This is a genomic window from Paracoccus nototheniae (assembly GCF_004335005.1).
Classification (GTDB): Bacteria; Pseudomonadota; Alphaproteobacteria; order Rhodobacterales; family Rhodobacteraceae; genus Paracoccus; species Paracoccus nototheniae.
The window spans coordinates 1-22,404 of sequence record NZ_RQRT01000030.1; the positions used below are offsets into that span (position 1 = coordinate 1).

General features: G+C 67.4%; 22 protein-coding genes. 10 read left to right on the forward strand and 12 right to left on the reverse strand.

Translation table 11 applies throughout. The annotated features are described in order from the left end of the window. Positions 1-138: 138 nt before the first annotated feature. From EG885_RS22730 to msrA, 4 genes are all read left to right on the forward strand, one after another. A complete protein-coding gene (locus EG885_RS22730; protein ID WP_165571125.1) occupies positions 139-294 on the forward strand; it encodes a hypothetical protein in 156 nt (51 codons plus the stop codon). 108 nt (positions 295-402) lie between these two features. Beyond that, positions 403-1,371: an NAD(P)H-dependent flavin oxidoreductase gene (locus EG885_RS12035; RefSeq protein ID WP_131574822.1), complete on the forward strand. Its 969-nt coding sequence runs from the start codon at positions 403-405 to the stop codon at positions 1,369-1,371. A 64-nt stretch (positions 1,372-1,435) separates the two neighbouring features. Continuing rightward, complete coding sequence (gene msrB / locus EG885_RS12040; protein WP_131574825.1) at positions 1,436-1,882, forward strand: peptide-methionine (R)-S-oxide reductase MsrB; 447 nt, start codon at positions 1,436-1,438, stop codon at positions 1,880-1,882. Next, a complete protein-coding gene (gene msrA / locus EG885_RS12045) occupies positions 1,879-2,385 on the forward strand; it encodes a peptide-methionine (S)-S-oxide reductase MsrA (RefSeq protein WP_131574827.1) in 507 nt (168 codons plus the stop codon). The genes msrB and msrA overlap by 4 nt, the downstream gene beginning before the upstream one ends. 98 nt (positions 2,386-2,483) lie before the next feature. Here msrA and EG885_RS12050 read toward each other — a convergent pair whose 3' ends face one another. The 4 genes from EG885_RS12050 to kynU all read right to left on the reverse strand — a co-directional run bounded on the left by EG885_RS12050 (position 2,484) and on the right by kynU (position 8,982). Then, a complete protein-coding gene (locus tag EG885_RS12050; protein WP_131574829.1) occupies positions 2,484-5,543 on the reverse strand; it encodes an efflux RND transporter permease subunit in 3,060 nt (1,019 codons plus the stop codon). Further along, positions 5,540-6,646 carry an efflux RND transporter periplasmic adaptor subunit gene (locus EG885_RS12055; RefSeq protein ID WP_131574832.1) on the reverse strand — a complete coding sequence of 369 codons (1,107 nt, stop codon included), beginning with the start codon at positions 6,644-6,646 and terminating at the stop codon, positions 5,540-5,542. The genes EG885_RS12050 and EG885_RS12055 overlap by 4 nt, the downstream gene beginning before the upstream one ends. Beyond that, positions 6,643-7,725, reverse strand: a complete 1,083-nt coding sequence (locus EG885_RS12060; RefSeq protein WP_131574834.1) for an efflux RND transporter periplasmic adaptor subunit — start codon at positions 7,723-7,725, stop codon at positions 6,643-6,645. Before EG885_RS12060 ends, EG885_RS12055 begins: the two co-directional genes overlap by 4 nt. Positions 7,726-7,794: 69 nt before the next feature. Next, positions 7,795-8,982: a kynureninase gene (gene kynU, locus EG885_RS12065; RefSeq protein ID WP_131574836.1), complete on the reverse strand. Its 1,188-nt coding sequence runs from the start codon at positions 8,980-8,982 to the stop codon at positions 7,795-7,797. Positions 8,983-9,048: 66 nt separating this feature from the next. Here kynU and EG885_RS12070 point away from each other — a divergent pair, with 66 nt between their 5' ends. Continuing rightward, entirely contained in the window at positions 9,049-9,849 is an 801-nt protein-coding gene (locus EG885_RS12070; protein WP_131574839.1) for an alpha/beta hydrolase, read from the forward strand. Here EG885_RS12070 and EG885_RS12075 read toward each other — a convergent pair. Beyond that, positions 9,831-10,667, reverse strand: coding sequence for an aldo/keto reductase (locus EG885_RS12075; RefSeq protein WP_131574841.1), 837 nt, complete (start codon positions 10,665-10,667; stop codon positions 9,831-9,833). The two genes, EG885_RS12070 and EG885_RS12075, sit on opposite strands and share 19 nt — an antisense overlap. Before the next feature lie 106 nt (positions 10,668-10,773). Next, positions 10,774-11,244, reverse strand: coding sequence for a YbaK/EbsC family protein (locus tag EG885_RS12080; RefSeq protein ID WP_131574844.1), 471 nt, complete (start codon positions 11,242-11,244; stop codon positions 10,774-10,776). A 212-nt stretch (positions 11,245-11,456) separates the two neighbouring features. Between EG885_RS12080 and EG885_RS12085 the strand changes: the two genes are divergently transcribed. From EG885_RS12085 to bluB, 4 genes are all read left to right on the forward strand, one after another. Then, the gene (locus EG885_RS12085; protein WP_131574846.1) at positions 11,457-12,206 is read left to right on the forward strand and encodes a DUF421 domain-containing protein; all 750 of its coding nucleotides are present in this window, start codon (positions 11,457-11,459) and stop codon (positions 12,204-12,206) included. 3 nt (positions 12,207-12,209) lie between these two features. Next, a complete protein-coding gene (locus EG885_RS12090; protein WP_131574848.1) occupies positions 12,210-12,542 on the forward strand; it encodes a hypothetical protein in 333 nt (110 codons plus the stop codon). Positions 12,543-12,780: 238 nt separating this feature from the next. Then, entirely contained in the window at positions 12,781-14,049 is a 1,269-nt protein-coding gene (locus EG885_RS23300) for a lytic murein transglycosylase (RefSeq protein ID WP_131574850.1), read from the forward strand. Continuing rightward, positions 14,046-14,732, forward strand: a complete 687-nt coding sequence (bluB, locus tag EG885_RS12100; RefSeq protein ID WP_242679631.1) for a 5,6-dimethylbenzimidazole synthase — start codon at positions 14,046-14,048, stop codon at positions 14,730-14,732. Before EG885_RS23300 ends, bluB begins: the two co-directional genes overlap by 4 nt. A 120-nt stretch (positions 14,733-14,852) precedes the next feature. On the opposite strand, the gene EG885_RS12105 is transcribed toward bluB, so the two are convergent. The 6 genes from EG885_RS12105 to rsfS all read right to left on the reverse strand — a co-directional run bounded on the left by EG885_RS12105 (position 14,853) and on the right by rsfS (position 20,682). Next, a complete protein-coding gene (locus EG885_RS12105; RefSeq protein WP_131574919.1) occupies positions 14,853-15,377 on the reverse strand; it encodes an RNA pyrophosphohydrolase in 525 nt (174 codons plus the stop codon). Beyond that, entirely contained in the window at positions 15,358-16,782 is a 1,425-nt protein-coding gene (locus EG885_RS12110; protein WP_131574854.1) for a S41 family peptidase, read from the reverse strand. The genes EG885_RS12105 and EG885_RS12110 overlap by 20 nt, the downstream gene beginning before the upstream one ends. A gap of 15 nt (positions 16,783-16,797) precedes the next feature. Beyond that, complete coding sequence (locus tag EG885_RS12115; protein ID WP_131574857.1) at positions 16,798-17,982, reverse strand: murein hydrolase activator EnvC family protein; 1,185 nt, start codon at positions 17,980-17,982, stop codon at positions 16,798-16,800. Then, a complete protein-coding gene (gpmI, locus tag EG885_RS12120) occupies positions 17,979-19,493 on the reverse strand; it encodes a 2,3-bisphosphoglycerate-independent phosphoglycerate mutase (protein ID WP_131574859.1) in 1,515 nt (504 codons plus the stop codon). Before gpmI ends, EG885_RS12115 begins: the two co-directional genes overlap by 4 nt. A 196-nt stretch (positions 19,494-19,689) precedes the next feature. After that, on the reverse strand, positions 19,690-20,157 hold the full coding sequence (gene rlmH, locus EG885_RS12125) for a 23S rRNA (pseudouridine(1915)-N(3))-methyltransferase RlmH (RefSeq protein ID WP_131574861.1): 468 nt from the start codon (positions 20,155-20,157) through the stop codon (positions 19,690-19,692). Between the two features lie 15 nt (positions 20,158-20,172). Next, positions 20,173-20,682 carry a ribosome silencing factor gene (rsfS, locus tag EG885_RS12130; RefSeq protein WP_131574863.1) on the reverse strand — a complete coding sequence of 170 codons (510 nt, stop codon included), beginning with the start codon at positions 20,680-20,682 and terminating at the stop codon, positions 20,173-20,175. 255 nt (positions 20,683-20,937) lie between these two features. Between rsfS and leuC the strand changes: the two genes are divergently transcribed. Beyond that, entirely contained in the window at positions 20,938-22,371 is a 1,434-nt protein-coding gene (gene leuC / locus EG885_RS12135) for a 3-isopropylmalate dehydratase large subunit (RefSeq protein WP_131574865.1), read from the forward strand. The last annotated feature ends 33 nt before the right edge of the window (positions 22,372-22,404 follow it).

Below are 22,404 nucleotides of genomic sequence, written 5' to 3' on the forward strand. Positions count from 1 at the left end.
CCCCTCCACTGATCCCAAAGGCCCCGGAGCGATCCGGGGCCTTTGTCTTTGCCCCCCGCCCCGTCCGCAGCGGCCTTGGCCTGTTTCAGGGCATCCGCTAATCTGGCGGCGCATCTGCCATAGACGGGCGACACATCCATGCACCGATTGATCGCGGCATTCTGGCTGACCATCTCCACATCGGCCCTGGCCGATCAGGTCCAGCTGCCCTTGCTTGCGAACGGGTCGGTCGATGTCGAGGCGCTGTCGCTGTCGCTTACCGGCCCTCGATATGCGGATGGGACGCGCAGCTAACACCTTGACCGTCCCGGCCAGTGAAGCGCCCGGCCTGTCGCCGCGTCACGGCTTGCCCATGCCCCCTGCGCGCGGCATCGTGGGCGTTGAATCCAAGGGAGGAACCCCATGCTGCCACCGATCCTGCAGGGCCTGCGAATCCCGGTCATCGCCTCGCCCATGTTCATCGTCTCGGGGCCTGATCTGGTCATTGCGCAGTGCAAGGCGGGCATCGTCGGCAGCTTTCCTGCCCTGAACGCCCGCGAAAAGGACGGCGAGCCGCCGTTGCTGGACGCATGGCTGACCCGCATCGAGGAAGAACTGGACCGCCACAACCAGTCCCATCCCGACCACCCGGCAGCGCCCTTTGCCGTCAACCAGATCGTGCATCGCAGCAATGCCCGGCTGGAACGCGATATCGAGATCTGCCACCGCCACAAGGTGGCGATCTGGATCACCTCGCTTGGCGCGCGGGTCGAGGTCAATCAGGCCGCCCATGATTGCGGCGGCATCGCGCTGCATGACGTGATCAACAATGGCTTTGCGAAAAAGGCCATCGAGAAGGGCGCTGACGGGCTGATCGCGGTGGCGGCAGGGGCGGGCGGTCACGCCGGGCCGCAATCGCCCTTTGCGCTAATCCAGGAAATCCGCGACTGGTGGGATGGCCCGCTGCTGCTGTCGGGGTCGATCGCGACGGGCCGGGCGGTGCTGGCGGCGCAGGTGATGGGGGCGGATCTGGCCTATATCGGCAGCCCCTTCATCGCCACGACCGAGGCGCAGGCCGACCCGGCCTATAAGCAGATGATCGTCGATTCGGGGGCGATGGACATCGTCGCCTCGTCGCTGTTCACTGGCGTGTCGGGCAATTATCTGGCGCCCTCGATCCGCCGGGCGGGGCTGGATCCGGAGGCTCTGGCGGCGGCGGATGCGCGTGCGATGAATTTCGGCGACGGTTCGTCGAAGCCCAAGGCGTGGTCCACGATCTGGGGCGCGGGTCAGGGGATCGGCGCAGTGCGGGAGGTGGAGCCGGCAGGCGCGCGCATCGATCGGCTGGCCGCCGAATATGTCGCGGCGAAAGAGGCCGTTTCGCGCCTGTGACCTTTGCGAACCGGTGGTCCGCTTCCCATATAGGGGACCAGACCACCGAACCGTGGAGGATCATTTGGCCTATCAGAAAACCCCCGACGCGATCGACCGGCTGACGCCGGAGCAATATCGCGTCACCCAGGAAAACGGCACCGAACGGGCCTTTACCGGCGAATACGACCATCATTTCGAACCGGGCCTGTATGTCGACATCGTCTCGGGCGAACCGCTGTTCGTCAGCGGGGCGAAATATGACAGCGGCTGCGGCTGGCCCGCATTCACCAAGCCCGTCGAGGGCCATGTGACCGAGCATCGCGATGTCAGCCATGGCATGATGCGGGTCGAGGTCCGGTCCACCAACAGCGACAGCCATCTGGGCCATGTGTTCCCGGACGGTCCGCGCGAGGCGGGTGGCCTGCGCTATTGCATCAATTCGGCCTCGCTGCGCTTCGTGCCCAAGGACCGGATGGAGGCCGAGGGCTATGGCGATTATCTGGCACAAGTGACGGAGGGCGGATCATGACCGAGCGCGCAGTTCTGGCAGGCGGCTGTTTCTGGGGGATGCAGGATCTGATCCGGCGCATGCCCGGCGTGGTGTCCACCCGTGTGGGCTATAGCGGCGGCGATGTGGCCCATGCCACCTATCGCAACCACGGCACCCATGCCGAGGCGATCGAGATCATCTTTGACCCCGACCTGATCACCTATCGCCGGTTGCTGGAGTTCTTTTTCCAGATCCACGACCCCACCACGCTGAACCGGCAGGGCAATGATCGCGGCCCCGGCTATCGGTCCGCCATCTATTATGAAGACGAGGCGCAACGGCAGGTGGCGCTGGACACGATTGCGGATGTGAACGCCTCGGGCATCTGGCCGGGTCGCGTCGTCACCGAGGTCGAGCCGGTGGGCGATTTCTGGGAAGCCGAGCCCGAGCATCAGGATTATCTGGAGCGGATCCCCAATGGCTATACCTGCCATTTCCCGCGGCCCGATTGGGTGCTGCCGCGGCGCGCGGCTGCCGAGTAAGGGTTGCGTCCCGCGAGTGCCGGGGGGCTTCGCGCCCCCGTCGCCGGCTGGTCCTCGAACCAGTGGCGCACCAGCCGGCGACCCCCCGCGGGATATTTTCATGAAGAAGAAGGGCGTTCGGCTTTGGGGGGGCGGACGCGGAAGACGGCGCAATAGAGGGCCGGGACGAAGAGAAGGGTGATCAGGGTGCCGGCGATGATGCCGCCCATCATGGCATAGGCCATCGGCCCCCAGAAGACCTGCCGCGAGATCGGGATCAGCGCCAGAGAGGCGGCGGCGGCGGTCAGCAGGATCGGCCGGGCGCGGCTGTCCGAGGCCTCGAACACCGCTTGCCATTGGTCGCGGCCTTTGTGGAGAAGCTCCTGAATCTCGTGGACGAGGATGACCGAGTTGCGGATCAGGATGCCGATCAGCGCAAGGATGCCCAGGATCGCCACGAAGCCCATCGGCACGCCGAAGGGCACCAGCACCGCAACGACGCCGATCAATCCCAGAGGCGCTGCGGCAAAGACGACCAGCGTCAGGCGGAAGCTTTGCATCTGCGCCATGACCAGCACCGCCATGATCAGCAGCATCACCGGGACCACCGCTGCGATCGGCGCCTGACTGTCGGCAGAGCTTTCGACCGAGCCGCCGACCTCGACCCGGACATCGGCGGGCAGGCCCGCCTGATAGTCGGCCACCGTCGCGGCCAGCGCGGTCACCAGCGTGGCGGGCTGGTCGGCAGTGGCGATGGCGGCCTTGACCGTCACCGTGGGCAGGCCGTTCCGTTGCAGGATCAGCGGCTGTTCGGATCCATATTCCAGCGTCACCAGCGCCGAGAGCGGGACGTTCTGCCCGTCGGGCAGATCCAGCTGCAGGTTGCGGATCGAGCCGATGGACTGCCGGTCGGTCGCAGCACCCCGCGCCACCACGTCGATCAGGAAGATATCGTCGCGCAGCTGCGTCACCTCGGCCCCGCTGAACAGCGCCGACAGTGCCTGCGAGATATCGGCGCTGGTCACGCCCAACTGGCGGGCCTGATCCTGATCGACCTGCAGGCGGACCATACGGGCCGGTTCGTTCCAGTCCAGCGCGATGTCGCGCAGGCGCGGCTCGGACGCCATCAGCGATGCCAGACCCTGCGCGGCGTCACGGGCCGCATCGGCATCTGGGGCCGAGACGCGGTATTGCACCGGCTTGCCCACCGGTGGGCCGATCTCGAGGTTCTTGACATAGATGTCGGTGCCGGGAAATTCGGTGGCGGCAAGCGCATTCAGCTGCGCCTTGACCCGGTCGCGGGCCTCCAGATCGGGGGTCTGGATCACGATCTGGCCCATATGCGGACCCGCGGTCGGCACATCCATCGACAGAACGAAACGCGGCGCCCCCTGCCCCACATAAGACGTCCAGAACAGCACGTCGTCATGGCCTGCCAGCGCGCCTTCCAGCCGGTCCATCGTGGCGCGGGTGCGCGCGATCGTGGCATTCTGGCGTTCGGTGATATCGACCAGCACCTCGGTCCGGTCCGAGGTCGGGAAGAACTGCTGTTCGACGAACCGCATCCCCCAGACCGAGGTCGCAAAGATCGCCAGCGTCACCGCGATGGTCAGCCATTTCAGCCGCATCGCCCCCAGAAGCAGGCGGTGAAAGCCGCGCCGCAGCGGTCCCGGCCCCTTGGCATGCTGGCCCATGTCAGAGCGCAGGAAGGTCACGCCCAGAAGCGGCGCGAACAGCACCGCCACGATCCAGGACACGACCAGCGACACCGCGATGACCACGAACAGCGAAAAGGTGAATTCCCCCGCGGCCGAGCTGTTCAGCCCGATGGGAATGAAGCCCGCGACTGTCACCAGCGTGCCCGTCAGCATCGGAAAGGCGATCGAGGTCCAGGCATAGCTGGCCGCCTTGGTCAGGCTTTCGCCGATTTCCAGCCGCGAGATCATCGTCTCGATCGCGATCATCGCATCATCGACCAGCAGCCCAAGCGCGATGATCAGCGCCCCAAGCGAGATGCGCTGCAAGGTGATGCCGTACAGATCGAGGATCACGAAGGTGATTGCCAGGCACAGCGGGATCGTCAGCGTCACCACCAGCCCGGCCCGCAGGCCAAGGCTGATGAAGCTGACGATCAGCACGATGGCCACGGCCTCGGCCAGTGCGGTGACGAAATGGCCGACGGCCTCGTCCACGACATGGGGCTGATCGGCGATCTTGTGCATCTGGATGCCGATCGGCAGATCGGCGGCGATGCGGGTCATCAGACCGTCCAGCTCGGTCCCGAAATCGAGGATGTTGTCGCCCTTGCGCATGCCCACCTGCAACCCGATGGCGGGCTGACCGTCATAGCGGAACAGCGATGTCGGCGGGTCGCGATAGCCGCGCGTGACCGTCGCCACATCGCCCAGATTGAAGAACCGCTGGCCCACGCGCAGGTTCACGGCCTCGATCGCATCGGCATCGTCGAACTGGCCGCCGACGCGGACCAGAATGCGTTCCGGCCCCGCCTCGATCACCCCCGAGGGGGCGATGGCGTTCTGCTGGGCCAGCGTGGCGATGACCTGCTGTTCGTTCAGGCCAAGCGCCGCCAGCCGGGCGGCCGAGAATTCCAGAAAAATCTGTTCATCCTGCACGCCCAGCAATTCGGTCTTGCCCGCCGCATCCAGTGCCGCGACCTGCCGTCGGATCGCCTCGACCCGGTCGCGCAATTCGCGCGGCGTGAACCCGTCCGAGGTGAAGGCATAGATGTTGCCGAAGACGTCGCCGAAATTGTCGTTGAACTGAAAACCCGCGAATTCCTGTGGAAATTCGGGGCGGATGTCGGCCATCATCTCGCGCACGCGTTTCCAGACATCGGGGACGGCAGGGCCGCGGATGGTGGGGTCCAGCTCGACATAGACAACCGCCTGTCCCGGCCCGGTGACCGAGCGGGTAAAGTCCAGCTCGTCCAGCTCCTCCAGTTTGGTCTCGATCCGGGTGGTGACCTGCTTCAGCGTCTCGTCCGTGGTGGCGCCGGGCAGGGCCGCGGCGATGATCATCGTCTTGATGGTGAAATCGGGGTCTTCCTCGCGCCCCAGATTGAGATAGCTGATCGTGCCCGCGATCATCGACACGATCAGCAGGAACCACACGAAGCTGCGATGCTTCAGCGCCCAGTCCGACAGGTTGAATCTGGTCATGGCTCCAGCCTCCGGCCGACGGGTTGGCCCGGTTCCAGCGACAGGACGCCCCGGATCACGATCTCGTCGCCCGCCGTCAGCCCGGCGGTGATGGACACCCGGCCCCGGAAGGGCGCCGCCGCCTGAACCGCGACCCGGTCGACTTGCGCACTGCCGTCCGGGCCACGGGTGACGCGCCAGACGGTGCTGCCCTGATCGCCCGGCATCAGCGCCTCGGCGGGCAAGGACAGGACCGGCGCATCATCGGTGCCAAAGCTGGCACGGACCAGCGCGCCAAGGCGAAAGGGCGCGTCGGCCGGCAGGGTCAGATACAGGCGCCGGGTGCGCGTGGCGCTGTCGGCGATGGGATCGATGCGGTCCAGCGTGGCGGCGATCCGGGTGTCCGGATCGTTGCGGTGCCAGACGGTGAAGGCGGCGCCGGGGCTGACCCCGATCAGCGCCTGTTCGGGCAGGGCGATCACCACCTCGGGCGTGTCCCTGGCGGACAGCTGCACCACCGGTGCCCCTGCGCCGACCACCGCGCCCTGCGTTTCGTAAACCGCGCTGATCACCCCGTCGAACGGCGCGGTCATGCGGGCAAAGCCTTCGGCATCCTCGGCCTGCGCCAGTTCCGAACGCGCCTGTTCGACCGCCGCCGAGGCCGCGCTGGCGACCTGCTGGGCCTGTTCCAGCTGCGCATCCGAGGCGACGTTGCGCGCCGACAGCGCCTGCGTGCGATCCAGCGTGGCCCGGGCGGTGCGGTCTTGCACCAGCGCGCTGTCCAATGCGGCGCGCGCGGCGCGGGTGGTGGCGGCCAGATCGTCGGTGGACAGCTGCGCCAACAGCTGACCGCGCGTGACCTGATCGCCCAGATCGACGGGCCGCGCGATCATCCGGCCCAGGGTCTGGAACCCCAACTGGACCTGCGTGCGCGCCTCGACCATGCCGGGGATCCAGCGGGCATCCGCGCGCCCGTCAGCGACGATCACGCTGACCACCGGCCGGGGCGGGCCTGCGGTCTGCTGCGCCTCGACGCCAAAGCGCAGCCATTCGGGCAGCCCGAGGGCCAGCCCCGGCCCCGCCGACAGCGCCAGCACCAGCGCCGCGATCCATGCCCGCCTCATGGCTGATCCCCCCCGGCCGCGCGGACGCGGCGTCCCGGATACAGCAGCTGCGATCCGTCGCCCACGACGCGCTGCCCGTCCGTCAGCCCTTCGGACACATAGATCGTGCCATCGCCGAAATGCGCGATGCGGACCGGGGTCAGGGACACGCGGTCGTCCTGATCCACGACCCAGACCGCCGGATCATCGCCCTGCCGCATCAGCGCGGTCCAGGGCACGACGATCCCCGCATCGCGTTCCAGCTGCAGATGCCCCCGGACCGAGGCGCCCAGCAGCCCGGTGCCCCGCTGCGCCTCGTCCAGCCCGGCATCGATGCGGGCATGCACGGTCACGGTGCCGGTCTGCGGATCGACCAGCGGCGCGACCTCGAAAACCGTGCCGGTCATGTCGGGCAACGCGATATCCAGCGTGTCCAGCCGGATCCGGCGGCCCAGAATGTCGCGCAGCGCCGGATCGTCGGCGACGCGGAACACCGCCTCCAGCCCCGACAGCGCGGCCAGCGTGATCACCGGCTGCGCCGCCGAGACGACCTGCCCCGGTGCCAGCGTCTTTTGGGTCACCACCGCATCGGCAGGGGCGCGCAGAACGGCGTCGTCCAGTGCGCGGCGGGCCTGTTCGACAGCGGATTCCGCCGCCTGCAACGCGCCCTGCGCCTGAGACAGCGCCTGTTCGGCCTGATCGGCGGCGGCGCGTGTGCCGACCCCGCGCGCCAGCAACCCATCGGCCCGCGCCCGCGCCTGACGGGCCTGTTCGGCCCCGGCCCGTGCGGCGGCCAGCCCGGCCATGGCCACGTTCAGCGATTGATCCTGCTGGACCGCATTCAGCCGCGCCAGGGGCTGGCCCGGCACGACCCGGTCGCCTTCGTCCACCAGAACCTCGGTCACGCGCCCGCCCTGCCGGAAACCCAACTGCAGCGTGTCCACGGCCTCGATCTGACCCGACAGCTGCATGTCCAGAACCAGAGGTTCCGATCGGACCGTGACGATCCGCACGCCCAGATCCCGAGGGGGATCGGGCGGCATCTGCGCCAGCGCAGGCAGCGCACCCGACAGCAACGCGACGACAGCCAGCTTGAACATGTGCGGAACCTGCGACTTCTTCACCCCGATATGTCGGCGCTTTCGCGAGGGTTGAAAAGACCCCTTCCTTTAGGTCACATCAGCTTTTTGATGAAATTCCGCCCGATCCCAGCTGCCGTCGTGCACGATCCGGGCCAGCACGCCCACGGCACGCTCCACATCCGCCAGGTCGTTATACAGCGGCGCAAAGCCGAAACGCAGCACATCGGGCGCGCGGAAATCACCCACCACCCCTGCCGCGATCAGCGCCTGCATGACCGCATAGGCCTGTGGATGGCGGAAACTGACCTGCGATCCCCGGCCCTGCGGATCGCGCGGAGAGTTCAGGACAAGCTCCGGGCAGGCGGCCTCGACCCCGGCGATGAAGGCTTGCGTCAGCCGGATCGACTGCGCCCGAAGATCGGACAGCGACAGATCGTCCCACACGTCCAGCGCGGCCTCCAACGCGGCCAGCGCGATCACCGGAGGCGTGCCGACCCGCATCCTCTCGATCCCCGGGGCGGGGCGGTATTCGGCATCGAAGGCAAAGGGCGCGGCATGGCCCATCCATCCCTGCAGAATCGGCTGCGCCGCTGCCGCATGGCGCGGATGGGTCCAGATGAAGGCCGGCGCCCCCGGCCCGCCATTGAGGTATTTATAAGTGCAGCCGACTGCGAAATCGGCATCCGCACCGGTCAGATCGACATCGACCGCCCCCGCCGAATGGGCCAGATCCCACAGGGCCAGCGCGCCCGCCCGATGTGCCCGCGCCGTCAGGTCCGCCATATCGTGGCGCCTGCCGGTGCGGTAATCCACCTCGGTCAGCATCAGAACGGCCAGATCGTCGCCGATGGCCTGTGCGACATCGCCGGGGTCCACCACCCGCAGCGTTGCCCCCATGGCCCGGGCAAGCCCCTCGGCCACATACAGATCCGAGGGGAAATTGCCGCTGTCGGACAGGATCACCCGCCGGTCGGGCCGTAACGCCAGCGCCGCGCTCAGCGCCTGAAACACCTTGATGGACAGCGTGTCGCCCATCACCACCTCGCCCGGGCCGGCGCCGATCAGCCGCGCGATCCGGTCGCCCACGCGGCGGGGCTGGGCATACCACCCCGCCTTGTTCCAGCCGCCGATCAGCATCTCGGACCATTCGTCGGCCATCATCGCCGCCACCCGGCCCTGCGCCGCACGCGGCATCGGGCCCAGGGAATTGCCATCCAGATAGGTCACGCCGTCGGGCAGATGAAAGGCGGCGCGGGTCTTGGAAAAATCGAACATTTTAGGCTCCCTCTTGACGCAAAGGCTATCAGCGCGCTTCGCTGCCGGAAAGAGAGAGGCGCGCCGATGCACTATCAGATCACCGATTGGGATGATGCCTATGCCAATGGCGCGCATATTCCGGGGGCGGAGGATTACCCGCCCCGCTGGTCGCGACAGGCCGCCGCCTTTCGCCCCGGACACCGGCCCCTGCCCCTGGGCCGCGGGCATCTGTTTCTGCCCGAGGGGACGCCGCGCGGGCTGATGGTCTTTGTCCATGGCGGCTACTGGATGCGGTTCGAACCCTCGGTCTGGTCGCATCTGGCGGCGGGCGCGCTGGCCATGGGCTGGGCCTGCGCCATCCCGGCCTATCGTCTGGCGCCCCGCGCCCGCGTCGCCCAGATGACGACCGAGATCGCGCGCGCCGTCGCCAAGGCCGCCTTTAACGTGCCCGGCCCGGTGGTGCTGACCGGCCATTCCGCCGGCGGTCATCTGGCCGCCCGCATGATCTGCGACGGCGTGCTGCCCGACCGGCTGGCCGCGCGCATCGCCGCCTGCGTTCCCATCTCGCCGCTTGCCGATCTGCGCCCGCTGTTGCGGACCGCCCTGAACGACACCTTATGCCTCGACCCGGCCGAGGCCTTGTCAGAAAGCCCGGCCTTGCTGACCCCGCGACAGGGCATCCCCGTCACCACCTGGGTCGGCGCCAGCGAACGCCCGGAATTCATCCGTCAGGCCCGGCTTTTGGCCGATGTCTGGGCGGGACTGGGGGCGCCGACCGAATGCGTCATCGAACCGGGCCGCCACCATTTCGACGTGATCGACGGGCTGGCCGATCCCGACAGCCCGCTGATGCGCTGCCTGCTGGGTCAGATCGCGCCGCGATAATCGAACGTGTCGGGGTCGGGTCCGGTGCGGTGACCCCGGTCCAGCGCATCGATGGCGATCATCTCGTCATCGCTCAGCTGGAAATTCAGCACGTCGAAATTCTCGGCCAGCCGGTCGGGATTTTCGGATTTCGGAATGACCGACAGCCCATGCTGGATATGCCAGCGCAGGATCACCTGCGCCACGCTGCGCCCGGTCCGCGCCGCCGCATCCGTCACCGCTGCTGCCGCGAAACTGTCGCCGCGCCCCAAAGGCGTCCAGCTTTGCGTCGCGATCCCCAGGTCGTCATTGACCGCCCGCATCGCGGTTTGGGTCAACGAGGGGTGCAGCTCGATCTGGTTGACCGCAGGCACGACGCCGGTCTCGTCGATCAGCCGCGTCAGATGCGCCTCATGGAAATTCGCCACCCCGATGGACCGCACGCGCCCCTCGTCCCGCAGCCGGATCAGCGCCTTCCACGTCTCGATAAAGGCGTCCAGCGCGGGCAGCGGCCAATGGATCAGGTACAGATCCAGATGGTCCAGCCCGGTCCGCTGCATCGTTGCATCAAAGGCGCGCAGCGCGGCATCATGGCCCTGCGCATCGTTCCACAGCTTCGAGGTGACAAAGACCTCGTCGCGCGCCACATCCGCCTGACGCAGCCCCTCGCCCAGACCCCGCTCATTGCCATAGGCGGCGGCCCCGTCGATCAGGCGAAATCCGGTCTGCAGGGCGCGGCGGACCACCAGAGGCGTGTCCTCATCGGCGATCTGCCAGATGCCGGTGCCCAGCTGGGGCATCCGGCGACCGTCATTCAGCGTCATCATCGGTTGGGTCATGGGTCTGCTCCTCGTGTTGCGCCCCATCAACGCGGCAGACCCGCCCCGGTTCAGACGGCATGGTTCAGACGAGATTGTTCTGACGGGCCGGTTCAGACGGCCTCGGTCACGCGGTGAAATCGCCGGTCACCGCCCCGGTGATCGCCAGCAACGTTCCCGGCGCGATGGCAAAAACATGACGCGGCGTGCCAGCCGCCGCCCAGACCTGCCCGAAATCCGCCAGACGCGGATCGAAAAACGCCCGCACCGGGCTCAGATGCCCGACCGGCGCGACCCCGCCGATGGCAAAACCCGTCCGCCCCCGGATCAGCCCCGCATCCGCCCCGCCCAAGGGCTCACCTGCCAGCGCCGCCGCCTGGTCCGGATCGACCCGGTTGCCCCCCGCCGTCAGGAACAGCAACACCCTGTCGCTGTGCTGCCCGTGAAAGATGATCGATTTCGCAATCTGATCCAGCGCACAACCCGCAGCCGCAGCCGCCTCGGCGGCGGTCCGGGCGCTGCCCGGCAGCTCCAGCACATGCACCGCCACCCCCGCTGCGGCCAGTGCCCCCTCGACCCGTTTCAAACTGCTGCCCATCCGACACTCCGCTCTCCGTTTTGCCCTCAACCTGCCTCGCCCGCCACCTCACGGCCAGCCTTCCGTTTCATCTTGGCCGAAATATCCCGGGGGGCGTCCCGGAACGGGACGGGGGGCAGCGCCCCCTTCCCAGCCCGCCGTCAGCCCCCGGAACCGCGAACAGGCCGCGCCGTTATGCCCCCGGCAGCCCCTCTGGCCGCGAAAGGCCCCCCATGGACCAACCGGTCATCCCCTTCGATCTGGCGCGCATGTTCATCGGAGATCATCCGCCGCTCTTCTATGCCGAGATCCTCGTCCGCACGCTGCTGATCTATGTCTATGCCCTGCTGATGATCCGCTGGATCGGCGGGCGCGGCGTGGCGCAGTTGTCGATGGTGGAATTCCTGCTGGTCATCGCGCTCGGCTCGGCAGTGGGCGATGCGATGTTCTATCCCGACGTGCCGATTCTGGCAGCGATGGCGGTCATCACCACCGTGGTGGTGTTCAACAAGACGCTCGACCGGCTGATCGTGCGGTTCGACCGGGCCAAGGATCTGATCGACGGGCGCCCCATCATGCTGGTCCGCGACGGCCGCATCCTCAGCGACGACGCCGCGCAGCGCGATCTGGGCCTGGCCGAGATCAAGGCCATGCTGCGTCTGGCGGGCATCGCCAATCTTGGCGAACTCCGTGCCGCCTATCTGGAAGCCGGGGGCGGATTGTCGGTCTTTCGCAGCCGCAATCCCGTCCAGGGCCTGTCGCTCCTGCCGCCCGATCACCTGATCAACGGCGGGCCCATCCCTGACAAGGCCCTTGCGATGGACGGCCAGACATGTTGTGGCCTTTGCGGCGCCGTCGAGGACGCCGGGATCATCGCCACTGCCGCGCCCTGCCCCCATTGCAAGGGCCGCGCGTGGCAGGCCCCCGAATGGCCCGAGGGGGAGAGCGATCCCGCCAAAGGCAGTGCAAAACCGATGGAGTGACGCATGAAGGTCTATACGCTGGTCGTCGAACTGGGTCGCCGCGCAGGCGACGGATTGCCCAAGGGTGCGACCGGTGCCGGGCTGGTCTGCTATGCCGCCGGTCATGACGAGGGCGAGGCCGTGCGCGAAACCGTCGCCATCCTGAAACAGGCCGACATGGCCCCCCTGGACGTGTCGGGATACGGCACTTTGGACGAACGGCTGGCCGAGGGCCACGAGATCGACGAGGCGGAACGCGCCCTGATGGACCGCGCGCTGGCCGAAAATTCGGTGATCATCGCCCAGATGGTTCCGTGGTTCGGCGGCGAGGCCGACCGGGACGCGTTGCTGAACTAAGGGATGCACGTTCACTGCCGCCAGGCGCCCGTCCCGCAACAGGAAAGGGAGGGGGCGCTGCCCCCCGCCCCGTTCCGGGCCTCCCCCCGGGATATTTGTGCCAAGATGAAACGATGGGCCTGCCCGTGCCCCGGCCTATTCAAGTCCGATTCGTTCGGTTAGGGTTGTGCCAATCAACCAGCCTGGGCGCTTGCGATCCGGGTCAAGAAACCACGGCAGTCACGAACAGGCAGAACCCATGAGCTTTTCCCGCATTTTCTTGTCCACCACCCTGATCGGCGCGCTGGCAGCCTGCGCCTCGCCCATGTCGCGGATGCCCTCGGGCGTGCCAAGCGCACCGCAATCCTCGATCACCCCGACGACGATCCCCGCGGCATCGCCCGGCGACGAAGCCGGGCTGCAGCGGTTCGTCCAGCAGTTCCGGTCGCGCGCCCTGTCCTCGGGCATTTCGACAGGAACCTATGACCGCGCCATGGCGCTGGCCCGTTACAACCCCGAGGTGATCCGTCTGGATCGCCGTCAGGCCGAGTTCTCGCGCCCCGTCTGGCTGTATCTCGACAGCGCCGTGTCCGATGTCCGCATCACCACCGGTCGCCAGAAGCTGGCCGAGCTGGGCCCCGTGCTGGCCCGGATCGAGGCGCAATACGGCGTCCCGCGCGAGGTCGTGCTGGCGGTCTGGGGGATGGAATCCAATTTCGGCGCCAATCGCGGTCGGATGCAGATCATCCCGTCGCTGGCGACGCTGGCCTATGACGGGCGGCGCGGCGAGATGTTTCAGAACCAGCTGATCGCGGCGCTGCAGATCCTGCAGGCGGGCGACACCGATCCCCAGCACATGCTGGGCAGTTGGGCTGGCGCGATGGGTCACACCCAGTTCATGCCGACCTCTTATCTGGAATATGCGGTCGATTTCACCGGCGACGGACGGCGCGACATCTGGTCGGACGATCCGACCGATTCGCTGGCATCGACCGCCGCCTATCTGGCCCGCAGCGGCTGGCAGCGCGGCGCACCCTGGGGCGCCGAGGTGCGGCTGCCCGCGAACTTCAACATGGGGCTGATCGGCAAAAGCACGCGCCGCTCGGCCAGTGACTGGTCGGCGCAGGGCGTTCGCACCATGTCCGGTGGCGGCCTGCCGGGCGGCAGCGGCTCGATCATCATGCCTGCAGGGGCGCGGGGACCGGCCTTCTTCATTAGCGACAATTTCCGGGCGATCCTGCGCTATAACAACTCGGACAATTACGCGCTTGGCGTGGCCTATCTGGCCGAACGCATCGCGGGCCGTCCGGGCATCCAGGGCGCATGGCCACGCAGCGACCGCGCTTTGTCCACCGGCGAACGCGAGGAAATCCAGCGCCGTCTGGCCCAACGCGGCCTCTATCAGGGAGAGATCGACGGCCTCTTCGGATCAGCCACGATGGAATCGGTGCAGGCCTTCCAGCGATCAATCGGCGTGGCGCCCGATGGGTATCCGACCTCGATCCTGCTGGATCAGCTGCGCCGGTGACAAAGGACATCAACGGCCTCGCCCCGGCGGGGCCGTTTTCCGATGCCGACCGGGCGGCCGTCTATCGCGCCATCCGGTTGCGCCGCGATGTGCGTGGCCAGTTCCGGCCCGACCCCATCGATCCCGCCACCCTGCGCCGCCTGCTGCAGGCCGCCCATGCCGCGCCGTCCGTCGGGCTGTCGCAGCCGTGGAACTTCATCCTGATCCGCGCGCCCGCTACCCGCCAGCGCCTGCACGAGGCCTTTCAGTCCGCCAATGCCGAGGCGGCAGGTCGCTTTCCCGATCGCAAGGCGCTCTATTCCTCGCTCAAGCTTGAGGGCATTCTGGAATCGCCCCTGAACCTGTGCATCACCTGCGACCGCAGCCGCGGCGGGGCGCAGGTTCTGGGCCGCACCCATGACGCGGCGACCGATCTCTATTCGACGGCCTGCGCGGTCCAGAACCTGTGGCTGGCCGCCCGGGCCGAGGGGATCGGCGTGGGCTGGGTCAGCATCTTCCGCCCCGATGATCTGCGCGCCATCCTGCGCCTGCCCGACCATGTCGTTCCGGTCGCCTATCTCTGCCTCGGCCATGTCACCGAGCTTTACCCCGAACCCGAATTGCAGGCCAAAGGCTGGGGCCAGCGCCTGCCGCTGGACGATCTGATCTTTGAGGACAGCTGGAACAGCCCACCAACCGCCTGACATTCATCCTGGCAAAAATATCCCGGGGCTGAGTCGCGGCTGAAAATGATCAGGTGGACCTTTTTCAGTGGCGAAGGCCGACAGGACGGGGGGGGGCAGCGCCCCCCTTTTTGCCGCGCGTCAGCCCAGATGCGGTTCGAATTCCGCCAGAACCTCGGCATAGACCGCCCGCTTGAACGGCACGATCCCCTCCAGCAGCGCGGGGGCCGGCATCCATTGCCAGCGGTCGAATTCCGGATGCGCGGTCTGGATGCGGATATCCGCATCCTGCCCCAGAAACCGCAGCAGCAGCCATCTCTGCCGCTGCCCGCCGAACCGGCCTTTCCAGAACCGGCCCAACAGCTCGGGCGGTAGATCGTAATAGACCCAATCTGCGGTCTCGGCCACGATCTCGACCAGATCCGGTGTCACGCCGGTTTCCTCGGTCAGTTCGCGCAACGCGGCCTCGCGCGAGGTCTCGCCCGCGTCGATCCCGCCCTGTGGCATCTGCCAGGCGCCGGGCATGTCGATGCGCCTGCCCGCAAAGACCAGCCCGTCCTGGTTCATCAGCACCACCCCCGCGCAGGGGCGATAGGGCAGGCCGCCCGGCCCCACACGGTCATCCCGGCTCAGGTCTTCCAAGACCTCAGCCCCGATCTGCGGCATCGTCATCCTCGGATCCGTCGCCCGCCCCTTCGCCGGTGACGGCAGGGGTGACGGCGGCGGGCACCTGATCGGCGCGGAAGCTGACCGCGGCCAACCCCTTGAGGACATCGACCGCATAGGCCAGCTGGTAATCCTCGTCGCGCAGGGCGGCGGTCGCCTCGACCTCGGCGGCCTCGCGCTCCATCTGCTCGCGATCCTCGTCGCTGACATCATTGCCAAGCGCGCCGCGCAGATCGGCCTCGGACCGATCAAAACTGCTTTCGGTGCGCGATTCCTCCTCGTCTTCGGTCGGTGCGGGGCGGGGCTGGGCGACCAGAATGTCGGGCTGGATGCCAAGCGCCTGAATCGACCGCCCCGAGGGCGTGAAATACCGCGCCGTGGTCAGCCGGATCGCGCTGTCCGCCGTCACCGGCATGACTGTCTGGACCGAGCCCTTGCCAAAGGATTTCTCGCCCACGACGATCGCGCGGCGATGATCCTGCAGCGCGCCCGCGACGATTTCCGACGCACTGGCCGAGCCGCCATTGACCAGAACCACCATCGGCTTGCCTTCGGCCAGATCGCCGCCCTCGGCATTCCAGCGCTCGCTTTCATCGGCGCTGCGGCCGCGCGTGCTGACGATTTCGCCGGCATCCAGGAAGGCATCCGACACGCTGATCGCCTGATTGAGCAGACCGCCCGGATTGTTGCGCAGATCCAGCACGAATCCGGTCACCTTGTCGATGCCACCGGCCTCGGTCACGGCCTTTTCCAGCTCTGTCACCAGCGTGTCATAGGTCTCGTCGTTGAAGGTCGAGACGCGCAGCACGACGGCATGGCCCTCGACGCGGCTGCGCACGACGGTCAGCTTGATCGTGTCGCGCGCCATGGTCAGATCGAAAGGCTCGCTCTCGCCCTCGCGCAGGATGGTGATGGTGATGTCGGACCCGACCGGGCCGCGCATCATGTCCACCGCCTGATCCAGCGTCAGGCCCAGCAGCGATTCGCCGTTTACATGGGTGATGAAATCGCCCGGCTCGACGCCTGCATTGGCGGCGGGGGTGTCGTCGATGGGGGCCACGACCTTGACCATGCCCTCTTCCTGGCTGACCTCGATCCCGAGCCCGCCAAAGCTGCCCCGGGTCTGCGTCTGCATGTCGGAATAATCATCGGCCGACAGAAAGCCCGAATGCGGATCCAGCGAGGTCAGCATGCCGTTGATCGCCGCCTCGATCAGTTCCTTGTCGTCGGGCGCCTCGACATAATCGGTGCGGATGCGTTCGAACACATTGCCGAACAGCTCCAGCTGTTCATAGATCGGCGCGCTGCGGCCAGTTTCCTGTGCCAGCAAGGGGCCGGCCAGCTGCGTGGTGACCAGTGCCCCGGCCAGAACGCCCCCCAGTCCTGCGATCAGATAATGTTTCATGGCGACCTTTCTGCCTCAGTCCTGTTGCGGCTCGACGACGGGATTCAGCACGAACCAGTCGGCGGGGTCCAGCGTTTCATTGCCGCGGCGCAGTTCCAGATACAGCGTCTCGCTGCGTCCGGCCTCGCCTCCTGTTGCGGCATCGGTGACGAATTGCGATCCGAATTCCTGGGCGGGGGCCTCTGCGCCCCCCATCAACCCTATGGGATCGCCCGCCTTCAGCACATCGCCCACTTCTCCAAAGACCTGACTCAGGCCTGCAAAGATCATAAGATAGCCGCGCGCGGGTTCGACAATCATCACATTGCCGTAATCCAGGAAGGGCCCGCGATAGCGGATTGTCGCAGGCCATGGCGTCTGGACCAGTGCCGCAGGGGCGGTGGCGATCACCCAACCGGGCCGCGCCACCCCGGCGGCATCGGGTTCGTCATAGGGCCGCAGGATCGTGCCCACGACCGGCAAAGGCAGGCTGCCCTGCGCGCCTTCGAAATCATCCATCGGCGGGCCGACGTCCTTTTCCATCCGGGCAATGCCGGTGGCGAAATCGTCAAGGCTTTGGGCGGCGCCGCGCAGATCCTGCAATTCCTGCGGATCTTCTGCATAGCGCGTGGGCATCGAACTGCGGTCGGTCACGGCACTGGCCAGCAGGCGCCTCGCCTCCTGCACAGAATCCAGCCCCGATCCCAGCATTCCTGCCGCATTGGCCTGCAATTCGCGCACGGTCGCGATTTCGTCCAGATCGGATTGCAGCGCCTCGGCTTCGGCGCGCAGGCCGGGCGTGACACCGGACAGGATCATGCCGGTGCGGGCATTGGCCAGCGCCCCTGCCGGATGCAGCAGCATGGTCGATTCGGGGCTTTGCTGCAGGGCGGTCATTGCCCCCAGAACGCGGCTCAGCTGGCCGCGCTGCGCCTCGAACCGGGCGCGCAGTTCGGCCTCGCGGGTGCTGGCCTGACGCAGGCCGCCGCGCAGAGCGGACAGGCCAAGCTCGTAGCCGCGGATCACCTCGGTCAGGGCCACGACCTGATCGTCGGCGCTGACCGCCTCGGCCAGCTGGCCGATGGCGGCGCGCAGCAGGGCGGCGGCGGCCTCGGCATCGGCCACGGCCTGATTGGCCGGGCTGGTCTGCGCGACAGCGGGCAGCGCCATGGCCGACGGGGCAAAGGCGGCGCAAAGCGCCAGAACAAGGCGCATTGTCATCGGGTGATCAGGCTTTCCCCGGTCATCTCGGCGGGCTGGTCCAGCCCCATCAGCGCCAGAACCGTCGGCGCCAGATCCGCCAGCCGCCCGTCGTGCAAAGTGGTGCCATCCGGCCCGCCATAAACGATGACCGGCACCGGGTTCAGCGTATGGGCGGTATGCGGCCCGCCGGTCACCGGGTCGATCATCTGTTCGCAATTGCCGTGATCGGCGCAGATGACGGCGGCGCCGCCGCTCCGGTCCAGCGCCTCCAGCATCCGGCCGAGCCCCCGGTCCACCGCCTCGCAGGCCCGCGCGGCGGCCTGCAGGCTGCCGGTGTGACCCACCATGTCGGGATTGGCGAAATTCACCACGATCAGATCATAGCCCGCCCCGATCACCTCGACCAGCTTGTCGGCGACCTCGACCGAGGCCATCTCGGGCGCCAGATCATAGGTCGCGACCTTGGGGCTTTGCGGCATGTGGCGATCCTCGCCCGGTTCGGGGGTTTCCTTGCCGCCATTGAGGAAGAAGGTCACATGCGGATATTTCTCGGTCTCGGCCAGCCGGAACTGGCGCAGGCCCTTGGCGGCCACCCATGCGCCCAAGGTGTTGACCACCTGCCGCTTGGGATAGGCGCTGGTCATGAAGGTATCGTGGCGGGTCGAGTAATCGACCATCCCCAGCATCGCCGCCCATTGCGGGCGCGCGGCCGCATCAAAGCCGTCAAAGACCGGATCGCCCAAAGCCGACAGGATCTCGCGCGCCCGGTCGGCCCGGAAATTGAGGCAGAACACCCCGTCCCCGTCTTTGGCCCCGCCATAGCCGTCGATGACAAAGGGCGTGACGAACTCGTCCATCTCGCCCCGTGCATGAGCCGTGGCGATGGCTCTGGCGGCGTCGGGGGCAGCCTCTCCCTCGGCGCTGACGATGGCGCGAAAGGCGCGCTCGACCCGCTCCCACCGCGTGTCGCGGTCCATGGCGTAATAACGCCCGATGACGGTGCCGATCCGCGCACCCATGGGCAGGCCCTGCTGCAGGCTGGCCAGAAAGCCCGGCGCCGAATCAGGCGCCACGTCGCGCCCGTCGGTGATCGCATGGATGACGACCGGCACGCCCGCCCCCGCCACGGCGCGCGCGGCGGCCAGCATATGGGTCAGATGCCCATGCACCCCCCCATCCGAGATGACTCCCATCAGATGCGCCGTCCCGCCCGAGGCCTGCAGCCGCGCCACAAAATCCAGCAAAGCCGGGTTGTGGGCAAAGCTGCCCTCTTCGATGGCCAGGTCGATCTGACCCAGATCCATGGCGACGACACGGCCCGCCCCGATATTGGTGTGGCCAACCTCGGAATTGCCCATCTGGCCGCGCGGCAGCCCGACATCCGGACCATAGGTCACCAGCGTCGCATGGGGACAATCACGCATCAGCCGGTCGAAATTCGGCGTCGCCGCCTGATCGGGCGCGCTTTGCCCCGGACGGTCGGACAGGCCCCAGCCATCGAGAATGCACAGGATCACGGGTTTGGTCATCGGCGCCTCGCAGTTTTGTTCGTCATACGCGGCCCGGGGGCCAGCGGCAACCGAAGGACCGGGGGCCAGCCCCCGGACCCCCGGGATATTTGCGTGAAGAAGAAAGGCGGGTGGCGCTTCTTCTTCATGACAATATCCTCGGGGGGAGTCGCCGGAACGGCGGGGGGGGGCAGACGGCCCCCCTTCGGCGCTGCTGTCAGGCGCGGTGATAGGGCGAGCCCGCCAGGATGGTTGCCGCACGGTAAAGCTGCTCGGCCAGCATCACGCGGACCAGCAAATGCGGCCAGACCATGCGGCCAAGGCTGATCTGCCAGTCGGCGCGCGCGCGCAGCGCCGGGTCCAGCCCGTCCGCGCCGCCGATCACGAAGCAGACGTCGCGCGCCTGATCGCGCCATCCGGCCAGCCGGGCCGCGAATTCGGGCGAGGTGGGTTGGTCGCCGCGTTCGTCCATCATCACGATGGCTGCGCCGGTCGGGATGACGCGCGAGAGCAACTCGGCCTCGGCGGCCACGGTGCCTGCGCGGCGATCCTCGACCTCGTGCAGAGAGACAGGCGGCAACCCGAGGCTGCGGCCGGACTTTGCGAAGCGGTCGAGGTAATCGGCGACCAGCGCCGCCTCGGGGCCGGATTTCAGCCGCCCCACGGCGGCGATGTCGATCCGCATGACGAAGGCCCCGACCTAGTCCTGCGGCTGATAGGCCGAGGGCTGGGCGGGCTCGCGCACGCGGGCCAGCGCATCGGCGGGCATCCACATCTTTTCCAGCTGATAGAAATCGCGGACCTCGGGGCGGAAGACGTGCACGATCACGTCATCGGTGTCGATCAGCACCCAGTCTCCGGCATCCTTGCCCTCGATCCGGGGGGTGCGGCCGGTGGCGTGCTTGACCCGCTCGGCCAGCTTTTCGGCGATGGCACCCACCTGACGCGAGCTGCGGCCCGACGCGATCACCATGTGATCGGCAATCGCCGTGCGACCGCGCAGGTCGATGGTGATGATCTCTTCGGCCTTGTCATCCTCGAGTGAGGAGAGAACGAGCGCCAGAATGTCGTCGCTGCCCAGACCGGCAGTCGCTGCAGGGTGGCCTTGAGCGGTCGAAATCGGCCGACCGGCCGACGGGACGTCTTGTGACAGGGTTTTATCCTCCGGTCCGCGCGCCGATAGCCCCCGGCGCCGGGGTTCCCCCAACATAGCATCTTTTCGCCCCATCTCAATCGCAGCCGGCACTTTCGTGGCAAATGGGTGACAAGCGCGGCCTTGCCACAGGCGCGACGCTGGCCTAATCTGCGCGAATGATGCGTTATTTCGATATCCATGACCGCGCGCGCCTGCCGCAGCGCTTCTATGGCGAAACGCTCTGCGTGACCGCGCGGGGGTGATGGCACGCGGGCATTCCCATGCCCGGCCATTCCCTGCACCCTGCATCACAGCCGAAAGACCTCAGCCATGACCCATCCCGCAGCCGCCGCGCCGCGCACGCTTTACGACAAGATCTGGGACGCCCATGTGGTGGACCGCCAGCCGGACGGCACCTGCCTGCTGTATATCGACCGCCATCTGGTCCACGAGGTGACCAGCCCGCAGGCCTTCGAGGGGCTGCGCATGACCGGCCGCACGGTCCGCGCGCCCGAACGCACCATCGCCGTGCCCGATCACAACGTGCCCACCACGCTGGATCGCCAGCAGGGCATCGACAACGAGGAATCCCGCATTCAGGTCGATGCGCTGGACCGCAATGCCCGCGAATTCGGGGTGCATTATTATCCGGTCAGCGACATCCGGCAGGGCATCGTGCATATCGTCGGCCCCGAACAGGGCTGGACCCTGCCCGGCATGACCGTCGTCTGCGGCGACAGCCACACCGCGACCCATGGCGCTTTTGGCGCGCTGGCCCACGGGATCGGCACCAGCGAAGTCGAACATGTGCTGGCCACCCAGACCCTGATTCAGGGCAAATCCAAAAACATGAAAGTCGAGATCACCGGCCGTCTGGCCCCGGGCGTGACCGCCAAGGACATCGTGCTGCGTATCATTGCCGAAACCGGCACGGCGGGCGGCACCGGCCATGTCATCGAATATTGCGGCGAGGCGATCCGCAATCTGTCGATGGAAGGCCGCATGACCATCTGCAACATGGCCATCGAGGGCGGCGCCCGCGCCGGTCTGATCGCCCCGGACGAGGTGACCTTTGCCTATGTCAAAGGCCGCCCCCATGCGCCCAAAGCCGCCCAATGGGAGGCCGCCGTGGCGTGGTGGAAAACCCTGTTCTCGGATGATGGGGCGCATTTCGACAAGGTTCTGACCATCCGGGCCGAGGATATCGCCCCCACCGTCACCTGGGGCACCAGCCCCGAGGACGCGCTGCCGATCACGGCGATGGTCCCCGCGCCGGGCAGTTTCACGGGCGGCAAGGTCGATGCGGCGCAGCGCAGTCTGGATTACATGGGTCTGACGGCGGGCATGGCCCTGACCGACATCACCATCGACGCGGTGTTCATCGGCAGCTGCACCAATGGCCGGATCGAGGATCTGCGCGCCGCCGCCGATGTGCTACGGGGCCGCAAGCTGGCACCGGGCGTGCGGGGCATGGTCGTTCCCGGCTCTGGCCTCGTGCGCGCGCAGGCCGAGGAAGAGGGGCTGGACCGGATCTTTCTGGAGGCCGGCTTCGAATGGCGGCTGGCGGGCTGTTCGATGTGTCTGGGCATGAATCCCGACCAGCTAAAGCCCGGCGAGCGCTGCGCCGCGACCTCGAACCGCAATTTCGAGGGGCGTCAGGGCTATCAGGGGCGCACCCATCTGATGAGCCCGGCCATGGCTGCCGCCGCAGGCGTCACGGGTCGTCTGACCGACATCCGCGAATTCGTGCGTGAGCCTGCCTGATCATGGCCAGCCTGATGATGGCCCGGCCTGCGC

Excerpts from the sequence above, each read along its gene's own strand:
- msrA (WP_131574827.1), top strand. The coding sequence starts at position 1,879 with ATGACCGAGCGCGCAGTTCTGGCAGGCGGCTGTTTCTGGGGGATGCAG.
- kynU (WP_131574836.1), bottom strand. The coding sequence starts at position 8,982 with ATGTTCGATTTTTCCAAGACCCGCGCCGCCTTTCATCTGCCCGACGGC.
- EG885_RS12115 (WP_131574857.1), bottom strand. The coding sequence starts at position 17,982 with ATGACAATGCGCCTTGTTCTGGCGCTTTGCGCCGCCTTTGCCCCGTCG.
- rsfS (WP_131574863.1), bottom strand. The coding sequence starts at position 20,682 with ATGTTGGGGGAACCCCGGCGCCGGGGGCTATCGGCGCGCGGACCGGAG.
- EG885_RS12085 (WP_131574846.1), top strand. The coding sequence starts at position 11,457 with ATGGACCAACCGGTCATCCCCTTCGATCTGGCGCGCATGTTCATCGGA.
- EG885_RS12075 (WP_131574841.1), bottom strand. The coding sequence starts at position 10,667 with ATGACCCAACCGATGATGACGCTGAATGACGGTCGCCGGATGCCCCAG.
- EG885_RS12070 (WP_131574839.1), top strand. The coding sequence starts at position 9,049 with ATGCACTATCAGATCACCGATTGGGATGATGCCTATGCCAATGGCGCG.
- EG885_RS12060 (WP_131574834.1), bottom strand. The coding sequence starts at position 7,725 with ATGTTCAAGCTGGCTGTCGTCGCGTTGCTGTCGGGTGCGCTGCCTGCG.
- EG885_RS12055 (WP_131574832.1), bottom strand. The coding sequence starts at position 6,646 with ATGAGGCGGGCATGGATCGCGGCGCTGGTGCTGGCGCTGTCGGCGGGG.
- EG885_RS12110 (WP_131574854.1), bottom strand. The coding sequence starts at position 16,782 with ATGAAACATTATCTGATCGCAGGACTGGGGGGCGTTCTGGCCGGGGCA.
- leuC (WP_131574865.1), top strand. The coding sequence starts at position 20,938 with ATGACCCATCCCGCAGCCGCCGCGCCGCGCACGCTTTACGACAAGATC.
- gpmI (WP_131574859.1), bottom strand. The coding sequence starts at position 19,493 with ATGACCAAACCCGTGATCCTGTGCATTCTCGATGGCTGGGGCCTGTCC.
- EG885_RS22730 (WP_165571125.1), top strand. The coding sequence starts at position 139 with ATGCACCGATTGATCGCGGCATTCTGGCTGACCATCTCCACATCGGCC.
- EG885_RS23300 (WP_131574850.1), top strand. The coding sequence starts at position 12,781 with ATGAGCTTTTCCCGCATTTTCTTGTCCACCACCCTGATCGGCGCGCTG.
- EG885_RS12035 (WP_131574822.1), top strand. The coding sequence starts at position 403 with ATGCTGCCACCGATCCTGCAGGGCCTGCGAATCCCGGTCATCGCCTCG.
- EG885_RS12050 (WP_131574829.1), bottom strand. The coding sequence starts at position 5,543 with ATGACCAGATTCAACCTGTCGGACTGGGCGCTGAAGCATCGCAGCTTC.
- EG885_RS12105 (WP_131574919.1), bottom strand. The coding sequence starts at position 15,377 with ATGCCGCAGATCGGGGCTGAGGTCTTGGAAGACCTGAGCCGGGATGAC.
- EG885_RS12090 (WP_131574848.1), top strand. The coding sequence starts at position 12,210 with ATGAAGGTCTATACGCTGGTCGTCGAACTGGGTCGCCGCGCAGGCGAC.
- rlmH (WP_131574861.1), bottom strand. The coding sequence starts at position 20,157 with ATGCGGATCGACATCGCCGCCGTGGGGCGGCTGAAATCCGGCCCCGAG.
- EG885_RS12080 (WP_131574844.1), bottom strand. The coding sequence starts at position 11,244 with ATGGGCAGCAGTTTGAAACGGGTCGAGGGGGCACTGGCCGCAGCGGGG.